At 67.3% G+C, this 20,002-nt stretch carries 19 protein-coding genes and 1 pseudogene; 12 read left to right on the forward strand and 8 right to left on the reverse strand.

Translation table 11 applies throughout. From position 1 onward, the window contains the following. Positions 1-51: 51 nt before the first annotated feature. Genes thiL through BLU54_RS14365 form a run of 3 tightly spaced genes read left to right on the forward strand, consistent with a single transcriptional unit; the run spans position 52 to position 2,220 of the window. Complete coding sequence (gene thiL / locus BLU54_RS14355; protein ID WP_091909687.1) at positions 52-1,098, forward strand: thiamine-phosphate kinase; 1,047 nt, start codon at positions 52-54, stop codon at positions 1,096-1,098. Continuing rightward, positions 1,079-1,594, forward strand: coding sequence for a phosphatidylglycerophosphatase A family protein (locus BLU54_RS14360; protein ID WP_091909690.1), 516 nt, complete (start codon positions 1,079-1,081; stop codon positions 1,592-1,594). The genes thiL and BLU54_RS14360 overlap by 20 nt, the downstream gene beginning before the upstream one ends. Before the next feature lie 14 nt (positions 1,595-1,608). Beyond that, positions 1,609-2,220: a CinA family protein gene (locus BLU54_RS14365; RefSeq protein WP_091909693.1), complete on the forward strand. Its 612-nt coding sequence runs from the start codon at positions 1,609-1,611 to the stop codon at positions 2,218-2,220. Positions 2,221-2,287: 67 nt separating this feature from the next. On the opposite strand, the gene pyrF is transcribed toward BLU54_RS14365, so the two are convergent. The 6 genes and pseudogenes from pyrF to mpl all read right to left on the reverse strand — a co-directional run bounded on the left by pyrF (position 2,288) and on the right by mpl (position 9,536). Further along, positions 2,288-3,118 carry an orotidine-5'-phosphate decarboxylase gene (pyrF, locus tag BLU54_RS14370; RefSeq protein ID WP_091909950.1) on the reverse strand — a complete coding sequence of 277 codons (831 nt, stop codon included), beginning with the start codon at positions 3,116-3,118 and terminating at the stop codon, positions 2,288-2,290. A gap of 164 nt (positions 3,119-3,282) precedes the next feature. Further along, positions 3,283-4,059, reverse strand: coding sequence for a monofunctional biosynthetic peptidoglycan transglycosylase (mtgA, locus tag BLU54_RS14375; RefSeq protein WP_091909695.1), 777 nt, complete (start codon positions 4,057-4,059; stop codon positions 3,283-3,285). Positions 4,060-4,162: 103 nt separating this feature from the next. Then, positions 4,163-5,017: pseudogene (gene aroE, locus BLU54_RS14380) on the reverse strand (shikimate dehydrogenase); the annotation flags it as partial. Between the two features lie 2 nt (positions 5,018-5,019). Next, the gene (locus BLU54_RS14385; RefSeq protein WP_091909701.1) at positions 5,020-7,311 is read right to left on the reverse strand and encodes a ribonuclease catalytic domain-containing protein; all 2,292 of its coding nucleotides are present in this window, start codon (positions 7,309-7,311) and stop codon (positions 5,020-5,022) included. A 78-nt stretch (positions 7,312-7,389) separates the two neighbouring features. Continuing rightward, positions 7,390-7,986 (reverse strand): YqiA/YcfP family alpha/beta fold hydrolase, encoded by a 597-nt coding sequence (locus BLU54_RS14390; RefSeq protein WP_091909705.1) that lies wholly within the window; start codon positions 7,984-7,986, stop codon positions 7,390-7,392. Further along, positions 7,983-9,536, reverse strand: coding sequence for a UDP-N-acetylmuramate:L-alanyl-gamma-D-glutamyl-meso-diaminopimelate ligase (gene mpl / locus BLU54_RS14395; RefSeq protein ID WP_407919422.1), 1,554 nt, complete (start codon positions 9,534-9,536; stop codon positions 7,983-7,985). The genes BLU54_RS14390 and mpl overlap by 4 nt, the downstream gene beginning before the upstream one ends. Between mpl and BLU54_RS14400 the strand changes: the two genes are divergently transcribed. The 9 genes from BLU54_RS14400 to BLU54_RS14440 all read left to right on the forward strand — a co-directional run bounded on the left by BLU54_RS14400 (position 9,535) and on the right by BLU54_RS14440 (position 16,622). Beyond that, on the forward strand, positions 9,535-10,164 hold the full coding sequence (locus BLU54_RS14400) for a UDP-N-acetylmuramate--alanine ligase (protein ID WP_091909711.1): 630 nt from the start codon (positions 9,535-9,537) through the stop codon (positions 10,162-10,164). The two genes, mpl and BLU54_RS14400, sit on opposite strands and share 2 nt — an antisense overlap. Further along, on the forward strand, positions 10,161-10,766 hold the full coding sequence (locus BLU54_RS14405) for a TlpA family protein disulfide reductase (RefSeq protein ID WP_091909714.1): 606 nt from the start codon (positions 10,161-10,163) through the stop codon (positions 10,764-10,766). Before BLU54_RS14400 ends, BLU54_RS14405 begins: the two co-directional genes overlap by 4 nt. 75 nt (positions 10,767-10,841) lie before the next feature. Beyond that, the gene (gene aroQ / locus BLU54_RS14410; RefSeq protein ID WP_091909717.1) at positions 10,842-11,288 is read left to right on the forward strand and encodes a type II 3-dehydroquinate dehydratase; all 447 of its coding nucleotides are present in this window, start codon (positions 10,842-10,844) and stop codon (positions 11,286-11,288) included. A gap of 60 nt (positions 11,289-11,348) precedes the next feature. Next, the gene (gene accB, locus BLU54_RS14415) at positions 11,349-11,792 is read left to right on the forward strand and encodes an acetyl-CoA carboxylase biotin carboxyl carrier protein (RefSeq protein WP_091909720.1); all 444 of its coding nucleotides are present in this window, start codon (positions 11,349-11,351) and stop codon (positions 11,790-11,792) included. A gap of 129 nt (positions 11,793-11,921) precedes the next feature. Then, a complete protein-coding gene (gene accC, locus BLU54_RS14420; protein WP_091909723.1) occupies positions 11,922-13,298 on the forward strand; it encodes an acetyl-CoA carboxylase biotin carboxylase subunit in 1,377 nt (458 codons plus the stop codon). Positions 13,299-13,336: 38 nt separating this feature from the next. Then, positions 13,337-14,245, forward strand: a complete 909-nt coding sequence (prmA, locus tag BLU54_RS14425; protein WP_091909953.1) for a 50S ribosomal protein L11 methyltransferase — start codon at positions 13,337-13,339, stop codon at positions 14,243-14,245. Positions 14,246-14,393: 148 nt separating this feature from the next. Then, the gene (gene tpx, locus BLU54_RS14430; RefSeq protein WP_091909727.1) at positions 14,394-14,894 is read left to right on the forward strand and encodes a thiol peroxidase; all 501 of its coding nucleotides are present in this window, start codon (positions 14,394-14,396) and stop codon (positions 14,892-14,894) included. A gap of 144 nt (positions 14,895-15,038) precedes the next feature. Continuing rightward, positions 15,039-15,980 (forward strand): carbohydrate kinase family protein, encoded by a 942-nt coding sequence (locus tag BLU54_RS14435; RefSeq protein WP_091909729.1) that lies wholly within the window; start codon positions 15,039-15,041, stop codon positions 15,978-15,980. Positions 15,981-16,145: 165 nt separating this feature from the next. Next, complete coding sequence (locus tag BLU54_RS14440) at positions 16,146-16,622, forward strand: outer membrane lipoprotein (protein WP_407919423.1); 477 nt, start codon at positions 16,146-16,148, stop codon at positions 16,620-16,622. Between the two features lie 96 nt (positions 16,623-16,718). Here the strand turns inward: BLU54_RS14440 and BLU54_RS24000 are convergent, their stop codons facing one another. Beyond that, positions 16,719-18,020: a hypothetical protein gene (locus BLU54_RS24000; RefSeq protein WP_211435355.1), complete on the reverse strand. Its 1,302-nt coding sequence runs from the start codon at positions 18,018-18,020 to the stop codon at positions 16,719-16,721. 452 nt (positions 18,021-18,472) lie between these two features. Next, the gene (locus tag BLU54_RS14450) at positions 18,473-19,639 is read right to left on the reverse strand and encodes a ribonucleotide-diphosphate reductase subunit beta (protein WP_091909733.1); all 1,167 of its coding nucleotides are present in this window, start codon (positions 19,637-19,639) and stop codon (positions 18,473-18,475) included. Positions 19,640-20,002 lie beyond the last annotated feature (363 nt).

Raw genomic sequence — 20,002 nt, forward strand, 5'->3', positions numbered from 1 at the left:
ACCGCTCCGCGATCGGCGCCGGGCGACGTAGAATGGCGTATTTCACCGGCCATGGCAGGCGAATTCGAATTGATCGCACGCTATTTGATGCGTGACGAGCGGCGTGAAGGAAGCCAGCGCGAGACGCGCGGCAGCGATGCGTTTACCGCGCTCGGGCAAGGCGACGACTGCGCGCTGGTCGTGCCGGCTCCCGGCACGCAGTTGGCGATCTCGACCGACATGCTGGTCAGCGGCCGGCACTTCCTGCCCGATACCGATCCGTACGGGCTCGGTCACAAGGCGTTGGCGGTGAACCTGTCCGACCTGGCCGCGATGGGTGCCGAACCACGCGCGTTCACCCTGGCGCTGGCGTTGCCGAACGCGGATCCGACATGGCTTGCCGCGTTCAGCGACGGCATGTACGCACTGGCCGCCGAACATGGCTGCCGGCTGATCGGCGGCGACACCACGCGCGGCCCGCTGACGCTGTCCCTGACCGTGTTCGGCGAGATACCGGCCGGCCAGGCGCTGCGGCGGGACGGCGCACGCGAGGACGACGACATCTGGGTGTCTGGCGTACTGGGCGACGCGCGGCTTGGGCTCGACCTGCTGCTCGGCAAATGGGCCGATCGCCTCGACGAAGCGGATCGCGCCGCCGCCGTCGCGGCGCTGGAACGGCCCACGCCGCGCGTCGCGCTCGGCCGGGCCCTGCGCGGCGTCGCGACCGCCGCACTCGACCTGTCGGACGGCTTGGTCGGCGACCTCGGCCATCTGATGACGCGTTCGGGCCTCGGTGCGCGCGTGCTGCCGGATGCCCTGCCGCACGCGCCGCGCCTCGCCGCGCTGCCCCGCGAGGCCGCGCTGGCGTGCATGTTGGCCGGCGGCGACGACTACGAACTGTGCTTCACCGCGCCGCCCGCGGCGCGCGACACCGTGGCGGCCCTGTCCGCCCGTCCCGCGCTCGCCGGCTTGCGACTGACCCGCATCGGTACAATGACGCGGCCGGACGACCGTCCCGAGGCGGATCGCGCGCGACCCACCTTCGTCGATGCCAATGGCGGCATTCTTGATCTTCCGCTCCGCGGATTCGACCACTTCGATGCAGAACGAACCGATTGATTTCGCCACGCCGCGCAAGCCGACGCTCCGCTTCATGCTGTCGCACCCGGTGCACATCCTGTCGATGGGCTTTGGCAGCGGCCTGGCGCCCTTCATGCCCGGCACGTTCGGCACGCTGTTCGGCTGGGGCGTTTTTGCACTGCTCGCGCCCTATCTGTCGACGACCGCCTGGCTGATCGTCGTCGTGCTGGGTTTCATCGTTGGCGTCTATGCGACGGGCTTCACCGCGCGGCGGCTCGGCGTCGCCGACCCGGGCAGCGCCGTGTGGGACGAAGTCGTCGCGATCTGGCTGGTCCTGGCGCTGGTTGCGCCACAGGACTGGCGCGGCCAGTTGGGCTCCTTTCTCGCATTCCGCTTCTTCGACATGGTCAAGCCGCCGCCGGTGCGCTATTTCGACCGCCATGTGAAGGGCGGCTTCGGCATCATGATCGACGACATCGTCGCGGCACTGATGAGCCTGCTGCTCATCGCGCTGTGGCGCACCATCCTCGGCTGAGCAGGAGCAAGCGCATGTCCGACGCCGACACCACGCGGACGGCCACGCCGCCGCCGCCCCAGGCAGCCGACGCGGCGGAGGCGCCTGCCTCGCCTGCCTCGCCTACCGCGCTTGCCGAACTCGCCGCGCTCGACCAAGCCGCGCGCGCGCTTGGCGCGGCCTTGCTCGCGGCGGGCCGCCGCCTGGTCACGGCGGAGTCCTGCACGGGCGGCATGGTGTCGGCGGCATTGACCGAGATCGCGGGCAGCAGCGCCTGGTTCGAACGCGGCTACGTCACCTACTCGAACGAAGCCAAGCACGAGGCGCTGGGTGTCGACGACCACTTGATCGGCAGCCATGGCGCGGTCAGCGAAGCGGTGGCGGCCGCGATGGCCAGTGGCGCGCTGGCGCACAGCCATGCCGATCTCGCCCTGTCGATCACCGGCATCGCCGGTCCGGGCGGTGCCGTGCCCGGCAAGCCGGTGGGCACGGTCTGCTTCGGCTGGCAGCACAGCGACGGCATGTCGCGCTGCGAGACCCGACATTTCGACGGCGATCGCGGCACGGTGCGCAGACAGGCAGCGCTCCACGCGCTGCGCGGCGCGCTCGCGCTACTCGGCGCGCCCGCCGCCGGGCGTCCGCGCTAAGCAGGCGAGGATGAGAATGGCGACGGCAGCACGGTAGCGCGCCGGAACCAGGTCAGCGATGCGGCACTCAGCCGGCGGCGCGCGCCGCATTGATCGCATCGCGCGTCGTTCGCGCCGCGGTCGCGGCCGCCTCTGCGAACCCCTCGCCTCGATCGGCATAGAGAATCGCTCGCGACGAGTTGATCATCATGCCGGTACCGTCGGCAGTCCGTCCGGCTCGCACTGTCGCGACCACGTCGCCCCCCTGCGCACCGACGCCCGGGATCAGCAGCGGCATGTCGCCGACGCAACTGCGGACTCGCGCGATCTCGCGTGGGAACGTCGCGCCGACGACCAGCGACAGCGCGCCGGTCGCATTCCAGTCGCGCGCCGCCTTTTCCGCCACGATCTCGTACAGCGGCCGGCCGCCGACGTCGAGGAACTGCAGGTCCGAGCCGCCCGGGTTGGATGTGCGGCACAGCACGATGACGCCACGCCCGGCGTGTTCGAGATAGGGCGAGATCGAGTCGAAACCCAGATAGGGACTGACCGTCACCGCGTCCGCCCGATAGCGCTCGAAGGCCTCGATCGCGTACTGCTCGGCGGTGCTGCCGATGTCGCCGCGTTTCGCGTCGAGGATCACCGGGCGCCCCGGATGCGCGGTGTGGATGTGTTCGATCAGCGCTTCCAGCGCGGACTCGGCCCGATGCGCGGCGAAGTACGCGATCTGCGGCTTGAAGGTGCTGGCGAACGGTGCAGTCGCATCGACGATTGCGCGACAGAAGCCGAAGATCCCCTCCGGATCGGCGCCGAAGCCTTGCGGAAAGCGCGAAGGTTCCGGATCCAGGCCGACGCACAGCAGCGAACCGGTGTCTTGCCAGGCGGCGGAAAGGGAGGAATTGAAGGACGGAGTCTGCATGGCGTCGCCGACGGAGAACAAAGGGGGGAGCCGCCGCCGCGCGACGGGCGACGGCGATCGAACGGCGCGTATTGTACGCGTCCGAGCCGCCTGATGCGGTAGATACGGCGCACGCGGCCGGCCAGAGGCCCGAGGCGGCTCGTCGGCGGGCGCGCCGCGGCGCCTCAGTTCGGCAGGACTGCCGCACCCATGCGCCGGGCGATGACCGACGTGCGTTCCGCGAGATAGGCCGACTGGCGGTGGGCATCGAAATAACGCGGCCTCGGCAGCATCACCGCGAGCCGGGCGGCCTGCCAGCGCGTCAGGCGCGCCGCGCTGCCGCCGTAGTAGTGCTGCGCCGCCGCTTCCGCACCGTAGACGCCATTGCCCCATTCGACCGAGTTCAGATAGAGCTCCAGAATGCGTCGCTTGTCGAGCATCAGTTCAAGCATGCCGGTGATGACCAGTTCTTCCGCCTTGCGCAGATACGAGCGTTCCGGCGACAGGAACAGATTGCGGGCCAGCTGCTGGGAAATCGTCGAGCCGCCGGCGACGATCTCGCCGCGACGCTGATTCTTTTCCCATGCGCGGCGCATGCCGTCGATGCTGTAGCCATCGTTGTTCGCGAAGGTGTCGTCCTCGGAGGCGATCACCGCGCGTTTCAGTTCCTTCGATATCGCGTCGTAAGGCACCCACTGATGCTGCAACGGACGCGTATCGCCCTCATGCCGCATCCGCCAGGCGCCCGCGCGCATGAACGCGGTGGACGAAGGATCGAACACGCGCCAGCATGCGATGCGGACGAAATAGTAGGCCTGCGTCGCGAACAGCGCGACGATGAACATCAGCACCGCGTCGCGCACGATGCGCAGCCCACCGCGCCGCTCCTTGCCATCGCGATCCCGCCGCGTGCGTCGCCCGCGCTCGGCTTCGGGCGCCGGCCCCACCTGCGTTGCACTCATCTGTGCGTCGTCCTCAGTCGTCGTTCGCCGCGCCGGGCGTTGCCGGCCTGTTCGCGCTTGCCGCCTCGGTCGCCCTTGCCGCGCGCGGGCCGGCGTCTCCCTCGCTTGTCAGGGTATCGCGCAGCGCCGCGAGCACGGGCTGCCCGGACGGCAACACACCGCGCCAGAGGCGGAACGATTCCGCCGCCTGCTCGACCAGCATACCCAAGCCATCGGCGACACGCGCCGACTGTGCGGCGGCGGCCTGCATGAAGGCGCTCGGCCGTGCGCCATACATCATGTCGTATGCCAGCCCATCGGCGGCGATCGTGAAAGCGCACGGGACCGCGTCCGTCAGGCTGCTGGACGTGGCATTGATCACCACGTCGTACGGACGCGCGGTGGCCAGCCCGACGTCGCCGCTGTGCAGCAGTCCGCTGTCGGCCACACCGCTCGCCGCAAAATGCTCGCACAACGCGTTGGCGCGGGCGGCACTGCGATTCACCACGGTCAGCGAGGCGGGCCCGCATTCGAGCAATGGCAGCACCACACCGCGCGCCGCGCCGCCCGCACCGATCAGCAGCAGGTCGCGTCCGGCCAGCGCGGTGGCGAGGTTGACCGTCAGGTCGCGCACCAGCCCCGCGCCGTCGGTGTTGTCGCCGTACAGCGTCCCGTCGTCCTCGCGTCGCAAGGTGTTGACCGCGCCGGCCGCCGCCGCGCGCGGCGCCAGACGATCCGCCAACGTGAAGGCGGCAAGCTTGAACGGCACCGTCACGTTCAGGCCGAGGCCGCCTTCGGCAAAGAACCGTCGTGCCGCGTCCTCGAAACCATCGAGAGGCGCAAGCAGGCGCTGATAGTCGAGCGGCTCGCCGGTCGCCGTGGAGAACGCGCGGTGGATCTCGGGCGAGCGGCTATGGCCGATCGGATTGCCGATCACCGCGTAGCGGTCGACAGGCGCAACGTCCGGACGGCGATCCATGCTCATGACAGCGGCCGGTCGCCGGCGGCGCGCGGCGCCCCGTCGCCCAAGGCATCCTCGGAGGCAGCGACCGGCGGCAATTCGGCGACCTCGTCGGCCGGCTCCGGGGTCGCTTCATGCAACGCGGCGTCGGTTTGCGCACTGAGCGCCTCGCCGGCCTGCGCGGCCTGGGCTTCGTGCGCCGCCAATGACGCGGACGGGGCACCAATGCTCCCCGTGATCGCCTGCTCGACCGCCGCGCCTGGCACCGCTTGCGCCGCTTCCGCGGCGTCGCCTGCCAAGACGATCTCGTCAGCCCCCTGCGACTGGTCGGCCTCCTCCGCCTGCGCGGCCGCCTCGCCAGCCTCGCCAGCCTCGTCTTCCTCGACACCCTCCGTCGCCGCCAGCGCGGCGCTGTCCGGCGTGTCGATGACATGCAGCAGCCGGGTGCTGATCGTCACGTTGAGCAGATCGATGTCGGCAACCTGCAACAGGACCCGCGTGCCGCGCGGATGGATGCCCAGCCCCGGCAGCAGAAATTGCAGCGGAATCTCTTCCAGGCGCAGCAGGTCGCCCTTCACCACGGTGGCGACGACCTGGCCGCCGACCCCGCCCTTTTCCTGTTCGAGCCAGCGCAAGCACCAGAAGCGTTCCATGCGCTGCTGATGTTCCGCATAGGCCGTGTAGGTCTCGTCGAAATGCTGCATCACCGCATACAGTTCGGCGTCCTTCGGCTTGAACGGCGCAACCAGCTTGGCCGTCACGCCGTGCTCGACCAGCGCCACCAACTGCCACTGGTTGACCAGGTCGACGTAGCGCCGCAGCGGCGAGGTGCTCCATGCATATTGCGCGACCCCCAGTCCCTCGTGCGGTGCGGGCGAAATCTGCAGCCGCGTGCGGTTCGGCCCGAAGCTGCGCTGCGCGCGATAGATCGCCGGCACGCCGTTCTCGCTGAGGTAACCGCCCCAACTGCTGTTGGCCAGAATCGCCATCTCGGCGACGATGGTATCGAGCGGCGAGCCGCGCCGGCGCGGCTGGATCGTGACGTGCTCGCCTTCGATGTAGTAGTTGTAATCCGACTGGCGTTGCGTTTCGCGGCGCAGCCCGCTGGCCAGGCGCGCCTGCTGACGCTTCTCGTGCAGCGCCTGCGCGAACGGCCAGAGCACGGCGATCTGCGCCTTGTGCGGATAGTCGCCGCTGCCGTCGGCCAGCGCCGCTTCGGTGACGATGTCCTCCAGCTCGTTGTGCCGGATGTTGGTCCGGACGAACACCGCTTCGACGCAAGTCTCGCTGGTCACGATCTCCTGCGTGGTGGCGTTGACGATGAAGTACAGCGACAGCGCGGGCCGATAGTCCCCTTCCTTCAGCGTGAACGCGTCGACCACCGATTCCGGCAGCATCGTGATCTTGTCGCCCGGCATGTAGACCGTGGACAGGCGTGCCCGTGCGATGCGATCGATCTCGTCATGCGGTGCGATGCCCAGCGCCGGCGCGGCGATGTGGATACCGATACGCACGCGCCCGTCGCTGAGCGGCTGGACCGAGAACGCGTCGTCGATTTCGGTGGTGGTCACGTCATCGATCGAGAAGGCATCGGCATCGACGCGCGGCAGCCCGTTGGGCGAGAAATCGAGCTTGACGGCCGGGAAGCCGGTGCCCTGCGGGAAATGCTCGGCGGTGAACCGTGCTTCCAGCCAGGCTTGCACCGACGGCAGGCCACCGCATTCGATCATCAACTGCGCGGGCGTCACGCCGCGCGCGCCGGCGGCTGCCTCCAGCGCCTTGTATTCGATCGAATTCTTGTCCGGGCGCACCAGCAGCGCCATCACCTTGCCATCGAACGCCGGCGGCAGCTGCCCGGCCTTCAGTTCGGTCTCGTATTCGGCCTGCACCAGGGCCTGCTGGCGCCGTCGTTCCAGCGCAGCCAGCGCCGCCTTGAGCTGCTCTTCCGGTGCGCGCTGATAGCGGCCGCGTCCCTTGCGCCGGAAATACACCGGCGAACCGTGCAGGCGCAGGGCCAGCGCGGCGTGCTGGACCGCGCCCGGCGTGCCGAAATAATCGGCCGCCAGGCTACCCACGTCGAACTCGGCCTCGTCCGCGACTTCCCAGAGAAAGTCGAGATCGATCTCGCCGGACTGCTGCTCGGCCAGGCGCATCAACTCGGCGGGCTCGGGCGCGGCGAATTCGACCAGGACGTCGCGCCCCTTCACCTTGGCGCGCCGGCCGCCCGGCAGTTCGACCTGCAGCGCCTCGCCCTGCTTGGACAGGACGCTGCCCGCCTTGAAATTGCCGGATTCTTCGAAAAAAACGTTCACGCTGGATCTCTTGCTTGCGCTCTTGTGACAGGGTTTTCCGACGCGCCGGCAGGCACGCCGTGCATCGTCCAGGCCGCTTCAGGCAGCGACCGCGGGTGGCACCGGCGCCGGTCCCAGACAGAAGTCCAGGACGCGGTCGACATAGGGCTCGAAATGACTGATGCCGTGGTCGCTGCCCTCGATCAAAGTGGTGGCCACGCCACGGTACCTGTCGAGCATGCTGCGATAGTCGAGCACTTCGTCGCCGGTGGCCGCGATCAGGTAATAACGCTCGGGATGCGAGATGCACGGCACTTCGAGTTCGCGGAGCTGGTCGAGATGCACCGGTTCGACCACCACGGAGCCGCCGCCGTGCCACAGTGGCTGCTCGCCGAGATATCGCTCGAGGTCGTTGACGGGGACGATCGCCGGATTGAGCAGCATCGCACGGTAGCCATGGCGTTCGGCGAGCCATGTTGCATAGTAGCCGCCCAGCGAACTGCCGATCAGGGCCACCTCGGACGGCGCGACGTGCGCGGTCATCGCCTCGACCATCGCGATGGCCTCTGCCGGTGCAACGGGCAGTTGCGGACAGTGCCACGCCTCGGCAAGCCCTCGTCGCGCCAGCGCGGCAGCCAGCACGGTCGCCTTGTACGAGCGCGGCGAGGACCGGAAACCGTGCAGGTACACGATCACGGTGCGCCCCGGTCGGCGCGTCCGTCACGCTCGTTACCCAGCGCAGCGAGCAGCCGGCCGTGGATGCCACCGAAGCCACCGTTGCTCATCACCAGGACATGGTCGCCAGGGCGAGCGGCATGCCGCACCGCGGCCACCACCTCGTCGATGTCGTGCAGGGCCACCGCCTGCGCGCCGAGCGGCGCAAGCGCTTCGGCCAGGTCCCAGCCCAGCGCGTCGCGCCCGTCGCGCGCGCCATATCCGAACACCAGATCGGCGCCGCGCAGGCTGTCGGCCAGCCGGCTCTTCATCACGCCCAGCTTCATCGTGTTCGAGCGCGGTTCGAGCACGGCGAGAATCCGTGCGTCGCCGCCGATGCGCCGGCGCAGGCCGGCGATGGTGGTCTCGATCGCGCTTGGATGATGCGCGAAATCGTCGTACACGCTGATCCCATCGACGCTGCCGCGCAACTCCATGCGGCGTCGCACGCCCTTGAAACGCGCCAGCGAGGCCGCCGCTTGGGCAGGCGGCACGCCGACGTGCCGGGCCGCCGCGATCGCGGCCAGCGCATTGGCGACATTGTGGCGGCCCTGCAGCGACCACGCGACTTCGCCGCGCGCCTCGGCGCGCCACAGCACCTCGAAGCGGTCGTCGATCTCGCCGCCGTCCGGCGCCCGCGCTTGCCACCCGCCGGCCACGCCGAAGCGCTCCACCTCGCTCCAGCAGCCGCGCGCCAACACGGCCTCGAGGGCCGGCTCGGCACCGTTGCTGACAATGCGGCCGGTCCCCGGTACGGTGCGCACGAGATGATGGAACTGCGTCTGGATCGCCGCAAGGTCGGCAAAGATGTCCGCGTGATCGAACTCGAGGTTGTTCAGGATCAGCGTGCGCGGCCGGTAATGGACGAATTTCGAGCGTTTGTCGAAGAACGCGGTGTCGTATTCGTCCGCCTCGACCACGAAGAAGCGGCTCTCGGTCAGCCGGGCCGAGATGCCGAAGTCCTGCGGCACCCCGCCGATCAGGAAGCCGGGCGCCAGTCCCGCTTCGTCGAGCAGGAAGGCCAGCAGCGATGCCGTCGTGGTCTTGCCATGCGTGCCAGCCACCGCCAGCACCCACCGATCGTGCAGGATATGGTCGGCCAGCCACTGCGGCCCGGAGGTATACGCCAACCCCTGATCGAGGATCGCCTCCATCAACGGGTTGCCGCGCGACACCACGTTGCCGATCACGAAAAGGTCCGGCGCAAGCGCGGTCTGCTCGGCGCCGAAGCCATCGATCAATTCGATGCCCTGGCGCTCGAGTTGCGTGCTCATCGGCGGATAGACAGCCGCGTCGCAGCCTGTGACCCGATGGCCGGCCTGCCGGGCCAGCACGGCCAGACCGCCCATGAACGTGCCGCAGATGCCGAGGATGTGTATATGCATGGAGGAGCGAAGCGACGAACGAGAATCAGGCTGCGTGCAAAGCGCGCGATGCGCCGCGTGGTCGCGGCCGTGCGCGCATTGTAACCGACGCGCCTGCGGCGCCACGCGCGCGGGAAGCCTCGGCGAGTCGGGGTATGATCGGGACATGACGCCGAAACCCAGTTCCGATCCGCATCGCCTGCGCGACGAGATTGCCCAGGCCGCCGCTCGCCTGATCGCCGAGGAAGGTCTCGACTTCGCCACCGCGAAACGCAAGGGTGCGAGACAGATCGTCGGCGAAGGCCGCATTGGCGGCGATTGGATGCCCGACAACGAGCACGTCGAGGACGCTGTCCGCGAATACCAGTCACTCTTCCAGTCCGACACCCAACCGCAGGCGCTCGCCGCGCTACGGCAGGTGGCCGTCGCCTGGATGCGCAAGCTGGATGCCTTCGATCCCTATGTGACGGGCGGTGTGCTGAACGGCATTGCCGGCAGCCATTCGGACATCCACCTGCAGCTGTTTTGCGACAGCAGCAAGGATGTCGCGATCTTCCTGCTCAACGAAGGCATCGACTATCAGGTCTCCGAGACCGCGCACTTCAACGGACGCGGCGACGTCGAAACCTTCAGCTTCATCGTTCGAGCCCCGGCGCCGCTCGGCCGCGCGCCGATCCACCTCTCCCTATATGACCCTCGCGACCTGCGCGGCGCGCTGAAGGCGGACGAACGTGGCAAAAGCTTGCGGGCCAATCTGAAAGGCCTGACTGATCGGATGGACGAAGAGCAGAAATGAACGAGGGAAATGTAGCGGTGGCGCTGCCTCGGCGCTGGCTGTGCGTTGCGGCGTCGCTGCGCGACATGCTGAGGCGGGCGGTCCGGCGTACCTGGGTGCCGATGTTTGTCGCGCTCATGTGCATTGGGCTGCAAGCCAACCCAGCCAATGCGGCAGGCAGTACCGCCGCGCTTTACGAGACGACACTGAAAGACACGAGCGGCAAGCCATTCGATTTGTCTCGTCTGCGCGGCAAAACGACCGTCGTGAATTTCTGGGCATCGTGGTGCGGGCCCTGCGTCAGGGAAATGCCGGAGCTCGCCGTGCTGAACGACCGCTATGCCGGGAAAAAAGTCGCGTTTGTTGGGATCGCCGCGGATTCCGATGCCAACGTGAAGCGTTTTCTCGGCAACGTGCGCGTCGACTATTTGATTCTAAACGCCGGCTTCGAGGGTGTCGAGTTATCGACGAAATTGGGGAATACGGTTCACGGCCTGCCATTTACCGTCGTGATAGACGAAGATGGGCAGATTTCCTATACAAAACTTGGCGCAATTTCCTCGCCGGAACTCGCGAAGGCACTCGATTCCTCGATCGCGCGCAGAAAAGACGCCAGAAGATGACGGTTTTTGGCATTTTGCTAGACAATCGCCATGACGCGGCGGTAAAGTCGCGCAACTTCGTCAGCGCCCGCATTCATGCCGCACCGCTTACTGGTCATCCATGGGCCCAACCTGAATCTGCTCGGTAGGCGCGAGCCGCAGGTCTATGGGCACACCACGCTCGCTGATATCGACGCGCGACTGCAGACGCTTGCTCACACGCAGGGCGTCGCGCTGTCCACGTTTCAGAGCAACCACGAAGGCGCATTGGTTGATCGAATCCAGCAAGCGGCCGACGAGGGGGTCGGGTTCATCATTATCAATCCGGCCGCCTACACCCATACCAGCGTCGCGATGGTCGACGCGCTGAGTGGTGTCGCCATCCCGTTCGTCGAGGTCCATCTGTCGAACGTGCATGGCCGGGAATCGTTTCGCCAGCATTCGTACTTTTCGGCGAAGGCACGCGCGGTGCTCGCAGGCTTTGGCGCCCGCGGCTATGAATTCGCCTTGCAATACGCGATCGAGCAGCTTGCCGCCGCCTGAGCGGCCATCGGCCGTCGCGCCAGCCACGACGACTTGCATCAAAGACTTTGGGAGCGTCCTATGGACCTGAGAAAACTGAAAACGTTGATCGACCTGGTTGCCGAATCGGGCATCTCGGAACTGGAAGTCACTGAAGGCGATGGCCGCGTGCGCATCGTCAAGAACGTCGCGCCGTCGGCTGCGCCGGTCGCCGCGCCGGCCGCGCAGCCAGTGGTGGCGGCCGCACCGGCACCCGCCGCCGCGCCGGAAGCCGCCGCCGCCGCGCCGTCGGGCCACGCCGTGACGTCGCCGATGGTCGGAACCTTCTACCGCGCACCGTCGCCGGGCGCCGATGCCTTCGTCCAGGTGGGCGATACGGTCAAGGAAGGCCAGACACTGTGCATCATCGAAGCGATGAAGCTGCTCAACGAGATCGAATCGGACAAGGCAGGCGTCGTGAAGGAGATCCTGATCGAGAACGGCCAGGCTGTCGAATACGGCCAGCCGCTGTTCGTGATCGGCTGATAGCGTGCCGCGCAGGCGCGGCTGGCGGCGCGACGCGAACAGCCTCGCGCGCCGGTCCCTGCTCCCCAGACGCTGAGCCGGCGGCCATGCCCGGACCGGTGCGGTGTCCTACCGCCTTTTTCTGAAGCCATGTTTGAAAAAATCCTGATTGCCAATCGCGGCGAGATCGCCCTGCGCATCCAGCGCGCATGCCGCGAGCTCGGCGTGAAAACCGTCGTCGTGTACTCCGAGGCGGACAAGGAAGCGAAATACGTTCGCCTGGCCGACGAAGCGGTCTGCATCGGCCCGGCGCCGTCGAACCTCAGCTACCTGAACATGCCCGCGCTGATCAGCGCGGCCGAGGTCACCGACGCGGAAGCCATCCACCCGGGCTACGGCTTCCTGTCGGAGAATGCGGACTTCTGCGAGCGCGTCGAACGCTCCGGCTTCACCTTCATCGGCCCGCGGGCGGAGACGATCCGCATGATGGGCGACAAGGTCACCGCCAAGCAGACCATGATCAAGACGGGCGTGCCCTGCGTGCCCGGTTCCGACGGCGCCCTGCCCGACGACCCGAAGGAGATCGTCAAGATCGCCCGTCAGGTCGGCTACCCGGTCATCATCAAGGCGGCCGGCGGCGGCGGTGGCCGCGGCATGCGGGTGGTCCACACGGAAGCCGCGCTGATCAACGCGGTGAACATGACCCGCGAGGAAGCCGGCCGCGCGTTCGGCAACCCGCAGGTCTACATGGAGAAGTTCCTCGAGAACCCGCGCCATATCGAGATCCAGGTGCTTGCCGACTCGTTCCGCAACGCGGTGTGGCTCGGTGAACGCGACTGCTCGATGCAGCGTCGGCACCAGAAGGTGATCGAGGAAGCGCCGGCGCCGAACATCGCACGACGCCTGCTCGACCGGATCGGCGACCGCTGCGCCGACGCCTGCAAGAAGATGGGCTATGTCGGCGCGGGCACGTTCGAATTCCTGTACGAGAACAACGAGTTCTATTTCATCGAAATGAACACGCGCGTGCAGGTCGAGCACCCGGTCTCGGAACTGATCACTGGCGTGGACATCGTCAAGGAACAGATCCGCATCGCCGCGGGCGAGCGCCTCGCATTCAAGCAGCGCGACATCCAGCTGCGCGGTCATGCGATCGAGTGCCGCATCAATGCGGAAGATCCGTTCAAGTTCGTCCCATCGCCCGGCCGCATCACGTCGTGGCATCCGCCCGGCGGCCCTGGCGTACGCGTCGATTCGCACGTGTACGACGGCTATTTCGTGCCGCCGCACTACGATTCGATGATCGGCAAGGTCATCACGCACGGCCCGGACCGCGACACGGCGATCCGCCGGATGCGCAACGCGTTGGCGGAGATGGTGGTCGAAGGCATCAAGACCAACATTCCGCTGCACCGCGAACTGATGGTCGACGGCAACTTCGTCGAAGGCGGCACCAGCATCCACTACCTGGAAGAACGACTCGCCGAAAAGGCCCAGACCAAGGCTGGCGCGACGAACGGGAGCTGAACATGTCGGCCGATCAGGTATCCGGCGCCGCGCCGGCGCTGCATTTCAACGAACTCGTCGCGCTGGTCTCGCGCGACGAGGGCGAAGCGCTGTCCGACGCGCTGCTGGACGCCGGTGCACTGTCGGTCTCGGTCGAGGACGCCGACGCCGACACGCCGGACGAGCAGCCGATGTTCGGCGAGCCGGGCCTGACCCCCGAGCGAACGGCGTGGCGCCACTCGCGCGTCATCGCGCTGTTTGCCGGCGACGCGGATCCGCTCGCCACGCTGGACGAGGCCTGCGCGGCCAACGGCCTGGTGGTGCCCGAATCGCGTGAAATCCGGCAAGTGGCCGATCAGGACTGGGTACGGCTGACGCAGTCGCAATTCGATCCGATCCGGATCGGCGAACGCATCTGGGTCGTACCGTCGTGGCACGACGCGCCCGAGTCCGATGCGCTGGTGCTGGAGCTCGATCCTGGCCTGGCATTCGGCACCGGCAGCCACCCGACCACGCGGCTGTGCATGGAATGGCTTGAGCAGACCGTGCAAGCAGGCGTCGACGTGCTGGACTACGGCTGTGGCTCGGGCATTCTCGCGATCCTTGCCGCGCGCTGCGGCGCCGGCGAAGTGGTCGGCATCGACATCGACCCGCAGGCCGTCCAGGCGGCGCGGGACAATGCGTCGCGCAACCGTGTCGACGCGCATTTTGGCCTGCCGGAAGCTTGTCCGGACCGGACCTATCCGATCGTCGTCGCCAACATCCTGTCGAACCCGCTCAAGGTCCTTGCCGCGATGCTGTGCGCCCGCGTTGCACCGGGTGGGCGGATCGCGCTGTCAGGCGTGCTGGCGCGTCAGGCCGAAGAAGTGGCGGCCGCCTACGCACCGTTCATCGCGCTGAGCGTCTGGCGCGAGCACGAGGGGTGGGTGTGCCTGAGCGGCGTCAAAGCGGACGAGCGGCAGGCCTGACCGGCTCGGTCGGCGGCCGGTTGCCGGTTACCGACCGGCCCGCCGACGGAACCGGCGCGGAACCGGCGCGGAATCGGCTGGCGCACGGCGGCGGCTGTTTTTTGGGACAATGCTTGGCAATCCTCCCCTCTCGAAACAGGAGCGTTGCATGAGTCAGGTCACCCTCGCAGGCAATCCGGTCAACGTCGACGGCACCTTCCCCGCCGTGGGCACGCAAGCGCCCGCGTTCACGCTGACTGGCGCCAAGCTCAACGACGTGCGGCTCGACGACTTCGCGGGCAAGCGCAAGGTGCTCAACATCGTACCGAGCCTCGACACGCCGACCTGCGCCACGTCCACCCGCAAGTTCAATCAATCGGCCGCCACCCGCGACAACGTCGCCGTGCTCGTGATTTCGGGCGACCTGCCGTTCGCCGCCTCGCGTTTCTGCACGACCGAAGGTCTGGAGAATGTCGTAACGCTGTCGACCTTCCGCAGCGCCGGCTTTGCGCGCGACTATGGCGTTGCGCTCAGCGACGGGCCGCTCGCCGGTCTCACCGCGCGCGCAGTGGTCGTGCTCGACGAAAACGATCAGGTCGTGCACAGTCAGCTGGTTGGCGAAATCAAGAACGAGCCCGATTACGACGCGGCACTCGCGGCGCTCGGCTGAGTCGCGGCGACGCGTGCATGGCAGGGCACACGCCGGCTCGATTTCTAAAGCGCCTTCTGAGAGGCGCTGTCTTCAAGGCGCCTGCCGCCACTTCGTTCATCCGCCGACGCGCGCGACGCGTCGCACCTCGACAGGACACTCACCTTGGCTGCGCTGATCTGCGGTTCCCTCGCCTACGACTCTCTCTCCCTTTTCGAGGGACGTTTCCGGGATCACATCCTCCCGGACCAGATGCACATTCTCAACGTCAGCTTCCTGGTGCCCACCATGCGCCGCGAGTTCGGTGGCTGCGCGGGCAACATCGCCTACGGCCTGAACCTGCTCGGCGGCGATGCCCGCATCATGGCCACGGTGGGCGAGACCGATGCCAAAGCGTATCTCGACCATCTCGACAGTCTGGGGCTACGCCGCGATCATGTACGGGTGATCCCGGGCCAGAACACCGCGCAGGCGTCGGTGATGAGCGATCTGGAGAACAATCAGATCACCTCCTTCCATCCGGGCGCGATGATGTTCTCCCACCAGAACCGGATCGCCGACGTCGCGCGTGAAGACATCCGCATCGCGATCGTCGCGCCGGACGGGCCCGACGGCATGCGCAGCCACTGTGCCGGCCTCGCCGAGGCGGGCATACCGTTTATCTTCGACCCGGGCCAGGGCCTGCCACTGTTCGATGGCGCCACGCTGCGCACGATGATCGAGCAGAGCACCTACCTGACGGTCAACGATTACGAGTCGAAGCTGCTGGCCGACAAAACCGGGCTGAGCGAGCGCGAGATTGCCGAACGCGTGCAGGCGCTGGTCGTGACACGCGGTGCGGAGGGCTCGCAGATCCACCACCGTGGCGAGGTCATCGACATTCCCGCGGTGAAGCCGGCTGGCGTGGTCGACCCGACCGGCTGCGGCGATGCATTCCGTGGCGGACTGTTGTACGGCATCGAGCAGGGCTTCGACTGGCCGACGTCGGGGCGGCTCGCCAGCCTGATGGGCGCGCTGAAGATCGCGCAGAAAGGCCCCCAGACCTATCACGCCACGCCGGCGGAAGTGGCCGAAGCGTTCGAACAGGCATTCGGCTATCGTTACTGATTATGACGGCGAGCGTGTAAGGGGTATCCGCTTGGCGGGAAACACTTTGGCCCTTAGCGCCTTTTTGTTATAACCCTATATATCGCACATCGCCGTGTGTTCCGTCCGGCGAACCCGCTTCGAGCCGCGTTCGCGAGACCGGATAATGGAAGGAGAGGAATGATGATGAAAGGGATTCGTGTCACCGCGGTGGCTTCGCTCACCGCGACATTGCTGATCATGCAGGGCTGTTCCACCATGGGTGGCTCGCCCGACGTCTACACCGTGTCCCAGGCGCAGCGCGAACAAACGGTGCGCATGGCAACAGTCGAAAGCGTGCGCGCGGTGCGTATCGACACGTCGAACGGCGGCACGAGCGCGCTCGGCGCGATCGGCGGCGGCGCGATCGGCGCGGTCGCCGGCAGCGCGATCGGCGGCGGCCGTGGCTCGTTGCTGACGGGCATCGTCGGCGGCATTGCCGGCGCACTGGCCGGCAACGCGGTCGAGCGCGGCATGGAGACCAGCAACGGGCTGGAAATCACCGTGCGCCTCGACAACGGCGAAGTGCGTGCGATTTCGCAGGCCGCCGGCGGTGAAGTGTTCCAGGCGGGCGAACGTGTCCGACTGCTGTCGAGTGGTGGCATCACGCGTGTGACCCACTGACGCGCGCTCGACACGGCAAACAAAAACGGTCGCCTCGGCGACCGTTTTTGTTTCCAGATCCGGGCAGCCGTCGCGATGACCGGCCGCCAAGCCGACTCAGGGCTTGGTCGTCGGGAACGGCCAGGCGGCGGTCGGGTTCAACGAAGTCTTGATCTTCGTCTCGGCGGCCGGCGCCGACGTCGACTCCTTCACATCGGCCGTCGCCGCTGGCGCTGCCGGCGCCGCATCGGCAGCGGGCGCATCGTTCGCCGCGCTGGTGCGGGTGGTGGCGCGCTTGCTGGGTGCCTTGCGGGTCGGCGCAGCGGCGGACTTCTCTGTCGGACGCGCTGCGTCGGCAGCCGTATCCGCACCGCGCGCGGTCTTGCTGGTCGTCGACTTGGCCGACTTCGCCGGCGCGGTGGCGGACGCGCCCGTGTCGGTCGACTTCAACGCAGTCTTGGCGGACGCCGTCGCGTTCTTGCTGGCAGGCGCCTCGCTGGCCGGTGCCGCTTTCTTCGCCGGTACGGCCTTCTTGGCCGGCGCCGCCTTCTTCGCGGGCACCGCCTTCTTGGCAGCCGGTGCCTTCTTCGCGGGCGCGGCCTTCTTGGCAGCCGCCTTCTTCGCCGGCGCGGCCTGCTTTGTGGCTTGCTTCGTGGCTTGCGTTGCCGAGCTTGTCGTGGCCTTCTTCGCCGACACGCCGGTGCGCGCTGACGTCGTGTTTGCGGTCTTCCGCGCCGACGCGGTCTTGCCCGCGGCGCTGGCGCTCTTGGCGCCGGCGCGCGTTGCCGTCGTCTTCGACGTGGCCTTCGTGCCGACAGCCGTCTTGCCGGCCGGCTTCGCGGTAGCCTTGGTGGTCGACTTCGCCGTGCTCTTGGCGCCGGTCTTGGCGCCGGTCTTGGCGCCGGTCTTGGTGGCGCTGGTCGTGGCCGCACGCTTGCTGGCGGCCGTGGCGGTCTTGCTCGCGCCTGCCGTCTTGGCGGCGCCGGTCGCGCGGCTTGCGCTGCGGCTGCTGCCCGCGTCGGTGGTCTTCTTTGCGGCGCGGCTGGTCGTGGCACGCTTGGCGGCAGCCGTCTTCGCGGCAGCGCGCTGGCTACCGCTGGCAGCCGTTCCAGCGTTCTTGTTGGCAGCCTGTTTCGCTGCGCCGGTCCGGCCTGCGGCGGCGGTCGCGCGCGTGGTCGTCTTGGTTGCGCCGTTGGTAGCGCTCTTGCCGGTGGTCTTGCTGGCGCTCTTGGTGGCGGTCGTCGTGGTGCTCTTCGTGGCGCTCCGGGCCGTGCCGGTCGTCTTGCCGGCCGCGGCGGTCTTGCGCGCGCTTGCCGGCGCGGCCGCCTTCGTGGCGGTCTTGCTGGTGGTGGGACGGGCCTTCTTTTCTGCCGGCTTCGCAGCAGCCGTTTTGGTCGCGGCTTTCTTGGCGGTTGCCATCTTGTTCTCCTTCAGTTGTCGGATGAGGACGGTCGGATCGGGCGAGAAACACTGTGCTGCGTGCACCGGGCGTTCACCCGGCCGTGCGTCCGGCACCGCCACGCCGCGCAGTCGCGGACGGGGCTGACAGCTTTGGTGTCGGGGAAACGAGCAACGCACCGGACCACGCATGGCACCGGTGCGTTGCTCGAATTCGTGTGTCGATCGCTCTCGATGCCGCCAGGCACCGCGCGTGCGCGGCTCCGGCGAGACGATGCGGGACCGAAATACGCGGCATCTCGAACGGGGCGCGCGCGCCGCGCCGCAGGCGCGGCATCGCGCCGGCGCCGTGCTTCGTCGAGAGCGGCATTGCAGCCGCGAGATGCATCGTGCATTGCCGGGTGGCTATCACAGTCGGGCAGTTGGTCGATTGACGGCATGCGCCATCCTTATCCGAGACCCAAAAGCAAGTGTTATTCCCAGTTGAGTGCGCCGCCGGTCTGGTATTCGATGACACGCGTCTCGAAGAAGTTGCGCTCCTTCTTCAAGTCGATCATCTCGCTCATCCACGGGAACGGATTCTCTTCATTCGGGAACAGCGTCTCGAGACCGATCTGCTGGCAACGGCGATTGCAGATGAAACGCAGATAGCTCTTGAACATCGACGCGTTCAGACCCAGCACGCCGCGCGGCATCGTGTCTTCCGCATAGCGGTATTCGAGATCGACGGCCTTCTTGAACAGCTCGCGAATCTCCTCGCGGAACGCCGGCGTCCACAGTTGCGGTTCCTCGAGCTTGATCTGGTTGATCAAGTCGATACCGAAATTGCAGTGCATCGACTCGTCGCGCAGGATGTACTGGTACTGCTCGGCGGCACCCGTCATCTTGTTCTGACGACCCAGGGCAAGGATCTGCGTAAAACCTACATAGAAGAACAAACCTTCCATCACGCAGGCGAAGACGATCAGCGACTTCAACAGTTGCTGATCGGTCTCCAGCGTGCCGGTCTGGAATCCCGGATCGGTCAGCGTGTCGATGAACGGGATCAGGAACTGATCCTTCGCACGAATCGAATCGATCTCGTTGTACGCGTTGAAGATCTCGCTCTCGTCCAGACCGAGCGACTCCACGATGTACTGGTAGGCGTGCGTATGGATCGCTTCCTCGAACGCCTGGCGCAGCAGGAACTGCCGGCATTCCGGCGCCGTGATGTGGCGGTAGGTGCCCAGCACGATGTTGTTCGCGGCCAGGGAATCGGCGGTGGTGAAGAAGCCGAGATTGCGGCGCACGATGCGGCGCTCGTCCTCGGTCAGACCATTCGGGTCCTTCCACAGCGCGATATCGCGCGACATGTTGATTTCCTGCGGCATCCAGTGGTTCGCGCAGCCGGCCAGATACTTCTCCCAGGCCCACTTGTACTTGAACGGCACCAGCTGGTTGACGTCGGTCTTGCCGTTGATGATGCGCTTGTCGGCGACGTTCACGCGGCCTTCGCTGGCGGCGCCGTGCGCGCCGGCGGGCGGCATCGCGATATCGTTCGCGAAGACCTGGCGGGGGCTCATGTCGCGCGCGGGCGCAGCGGCGCCGGCAGCGTTCGATGCGGATCGCGCGGCGGCGCTTTCTTCATCCCAGTTGAGCATGTGTGTTCACCATCAAATTAGTTCGGGTTGTACCACTTTTTGTCAGGCCGCAAAAGAGCGGTTCAGGCAAAAAGCAGCGTTCTGCGACGTATTGTCGGCGGCAGCGGCGGCATGGGCCCGGCGCAGAAGCCACGGACCGGCGAGCCCGCCCTTGCACGCATTCGCGTCCGCCATTCCGGCCCACTTACCGGCCCACCTGCCGGCGCATTCGCCGGCGCGCATCGCGTCCAAGATCGACGCGGCATGGATCGCATCGGCAACGTCCGCGGCGGCGCGAGCAGGGGCGGCACGTTGCTCGTGCCGGCGTGACCGTTGACGTCGCGCGGTCACTGTCTGGCGGTCGCGGCGCGCGCTGCGTGCCGC

Origin of the sequence: Chitinasiproducens palmae (assembly GCF_900095735.1) — a bacterium.
Taxonomy (GTDB): domain Bacteria; phylum Pseudomonadota; class Gammaproteobacteria; order Burkholderiales; family Burkholderiaceae; genus Chitinasiproducens; species Chitinasiproducens palmae.

Bases quoted from the DNA above. Each gene is read 5' to 3' on its own strand.
- BLU54_RS14405 (WP_091909714.1), top strand. From the start codon at position 10,161: ATGAACGAGGGAAATGTAGCGGTGGCGCTGCCTCGGCGCTGGCTGTGC.
- BLU54_RS14360 (WP_091909690.1), top strand. From the start codon at position 1,079: ATGCAGAACGAACCGATTGATTTCGCCACGCCGCGCAAGCCGACGCTC.
- BLU54_RS24000 (WP_211435355.1), bottom strand. From the start codon at position 18,020: ATGGCAACCGCCAAGAAAGCCGCGACCAAAACGGCTGCTGCGAAGCCG.
- pyrF (WP_091909950.1), bottom strand. From the start codon at position 3,118: ATGCAGACTCCGTCCTTCAATTCCTCCCTTTCCGCCGCCTGGCAAGAC.
- mtgA (WP_091909695.1), bottom strand. From the start codon at position 4,059: ATGAGTGCAACGCAGGTGGGGCCGGCGCCCGAAGCCGAGCGCGGGCGA.
- accB (WP_091909720.1), top strand. From the start codon at position 11,349: ATGGACCTGAGAAAACTGAAAACGTTGATCGACCTGGTTGCCGAATCG.
- accC (WP_091909723.1), top strand. From the start codon at position 11,922: ATGTTTGAAAAAATCCTGATTGCCAATCGCGGCGAGATCGCCCTGCGC.
- mpl (WP_407919422.1), bottom strand. From the start codon at position 9,536: ATGTCCCGATCATACCCCGACTCGCCGAGGCTTCCCGCGCGCGTGGCG.
- BLU54_RS14450 (WP_091909733.1), bottom strand. From the start codon at position 19,639: ATGCTCAACTGGGATGAAGAAAGCGCCGCCGCGCGATCCGCATCGAAC.
- tpx (WP_091909727.1), top strand. From the start codon at position 14,394: ATGAGTCAGGTCACCCTCGCAGGCAATCCGGTCAACGTCGACGGCACC.
- BLU54_RS14440 (WP_407919423.1), top strand. From the start codon at position 16,146: ATGAAAGGGATTCGTGTCACCGCGGTGGCTTCGCTCACCGCGACATTG.
- BLU54_RS14400 (WP_091909711.1), top strand. From the start codon at position 9,535: ATGACGCCGAAACCCAGTTCCGATCCGCATCGCCTGCGCGACGAGATT.
- thiL (WP_091909687.1), top strand. From the start codon at position 52: ATGGCAGGCGAATTCGAATTGATCGCACGCTATTTGATGCGTGACGAG.
- BLU54_RS14365 (WP_091909693.1), top strand. From the start codon at position 1,609: ATGTCCGACGCCGACACCACGCGGACGGCCACGCCGCCGCCGCCCCAG.
- aroQ (WP_091909717.1), top strand. From the start codon at position 10,842: ATGCCGCACCGCTTACTGGTCATCCATGGGCCCAACCTGAATCTGCTC.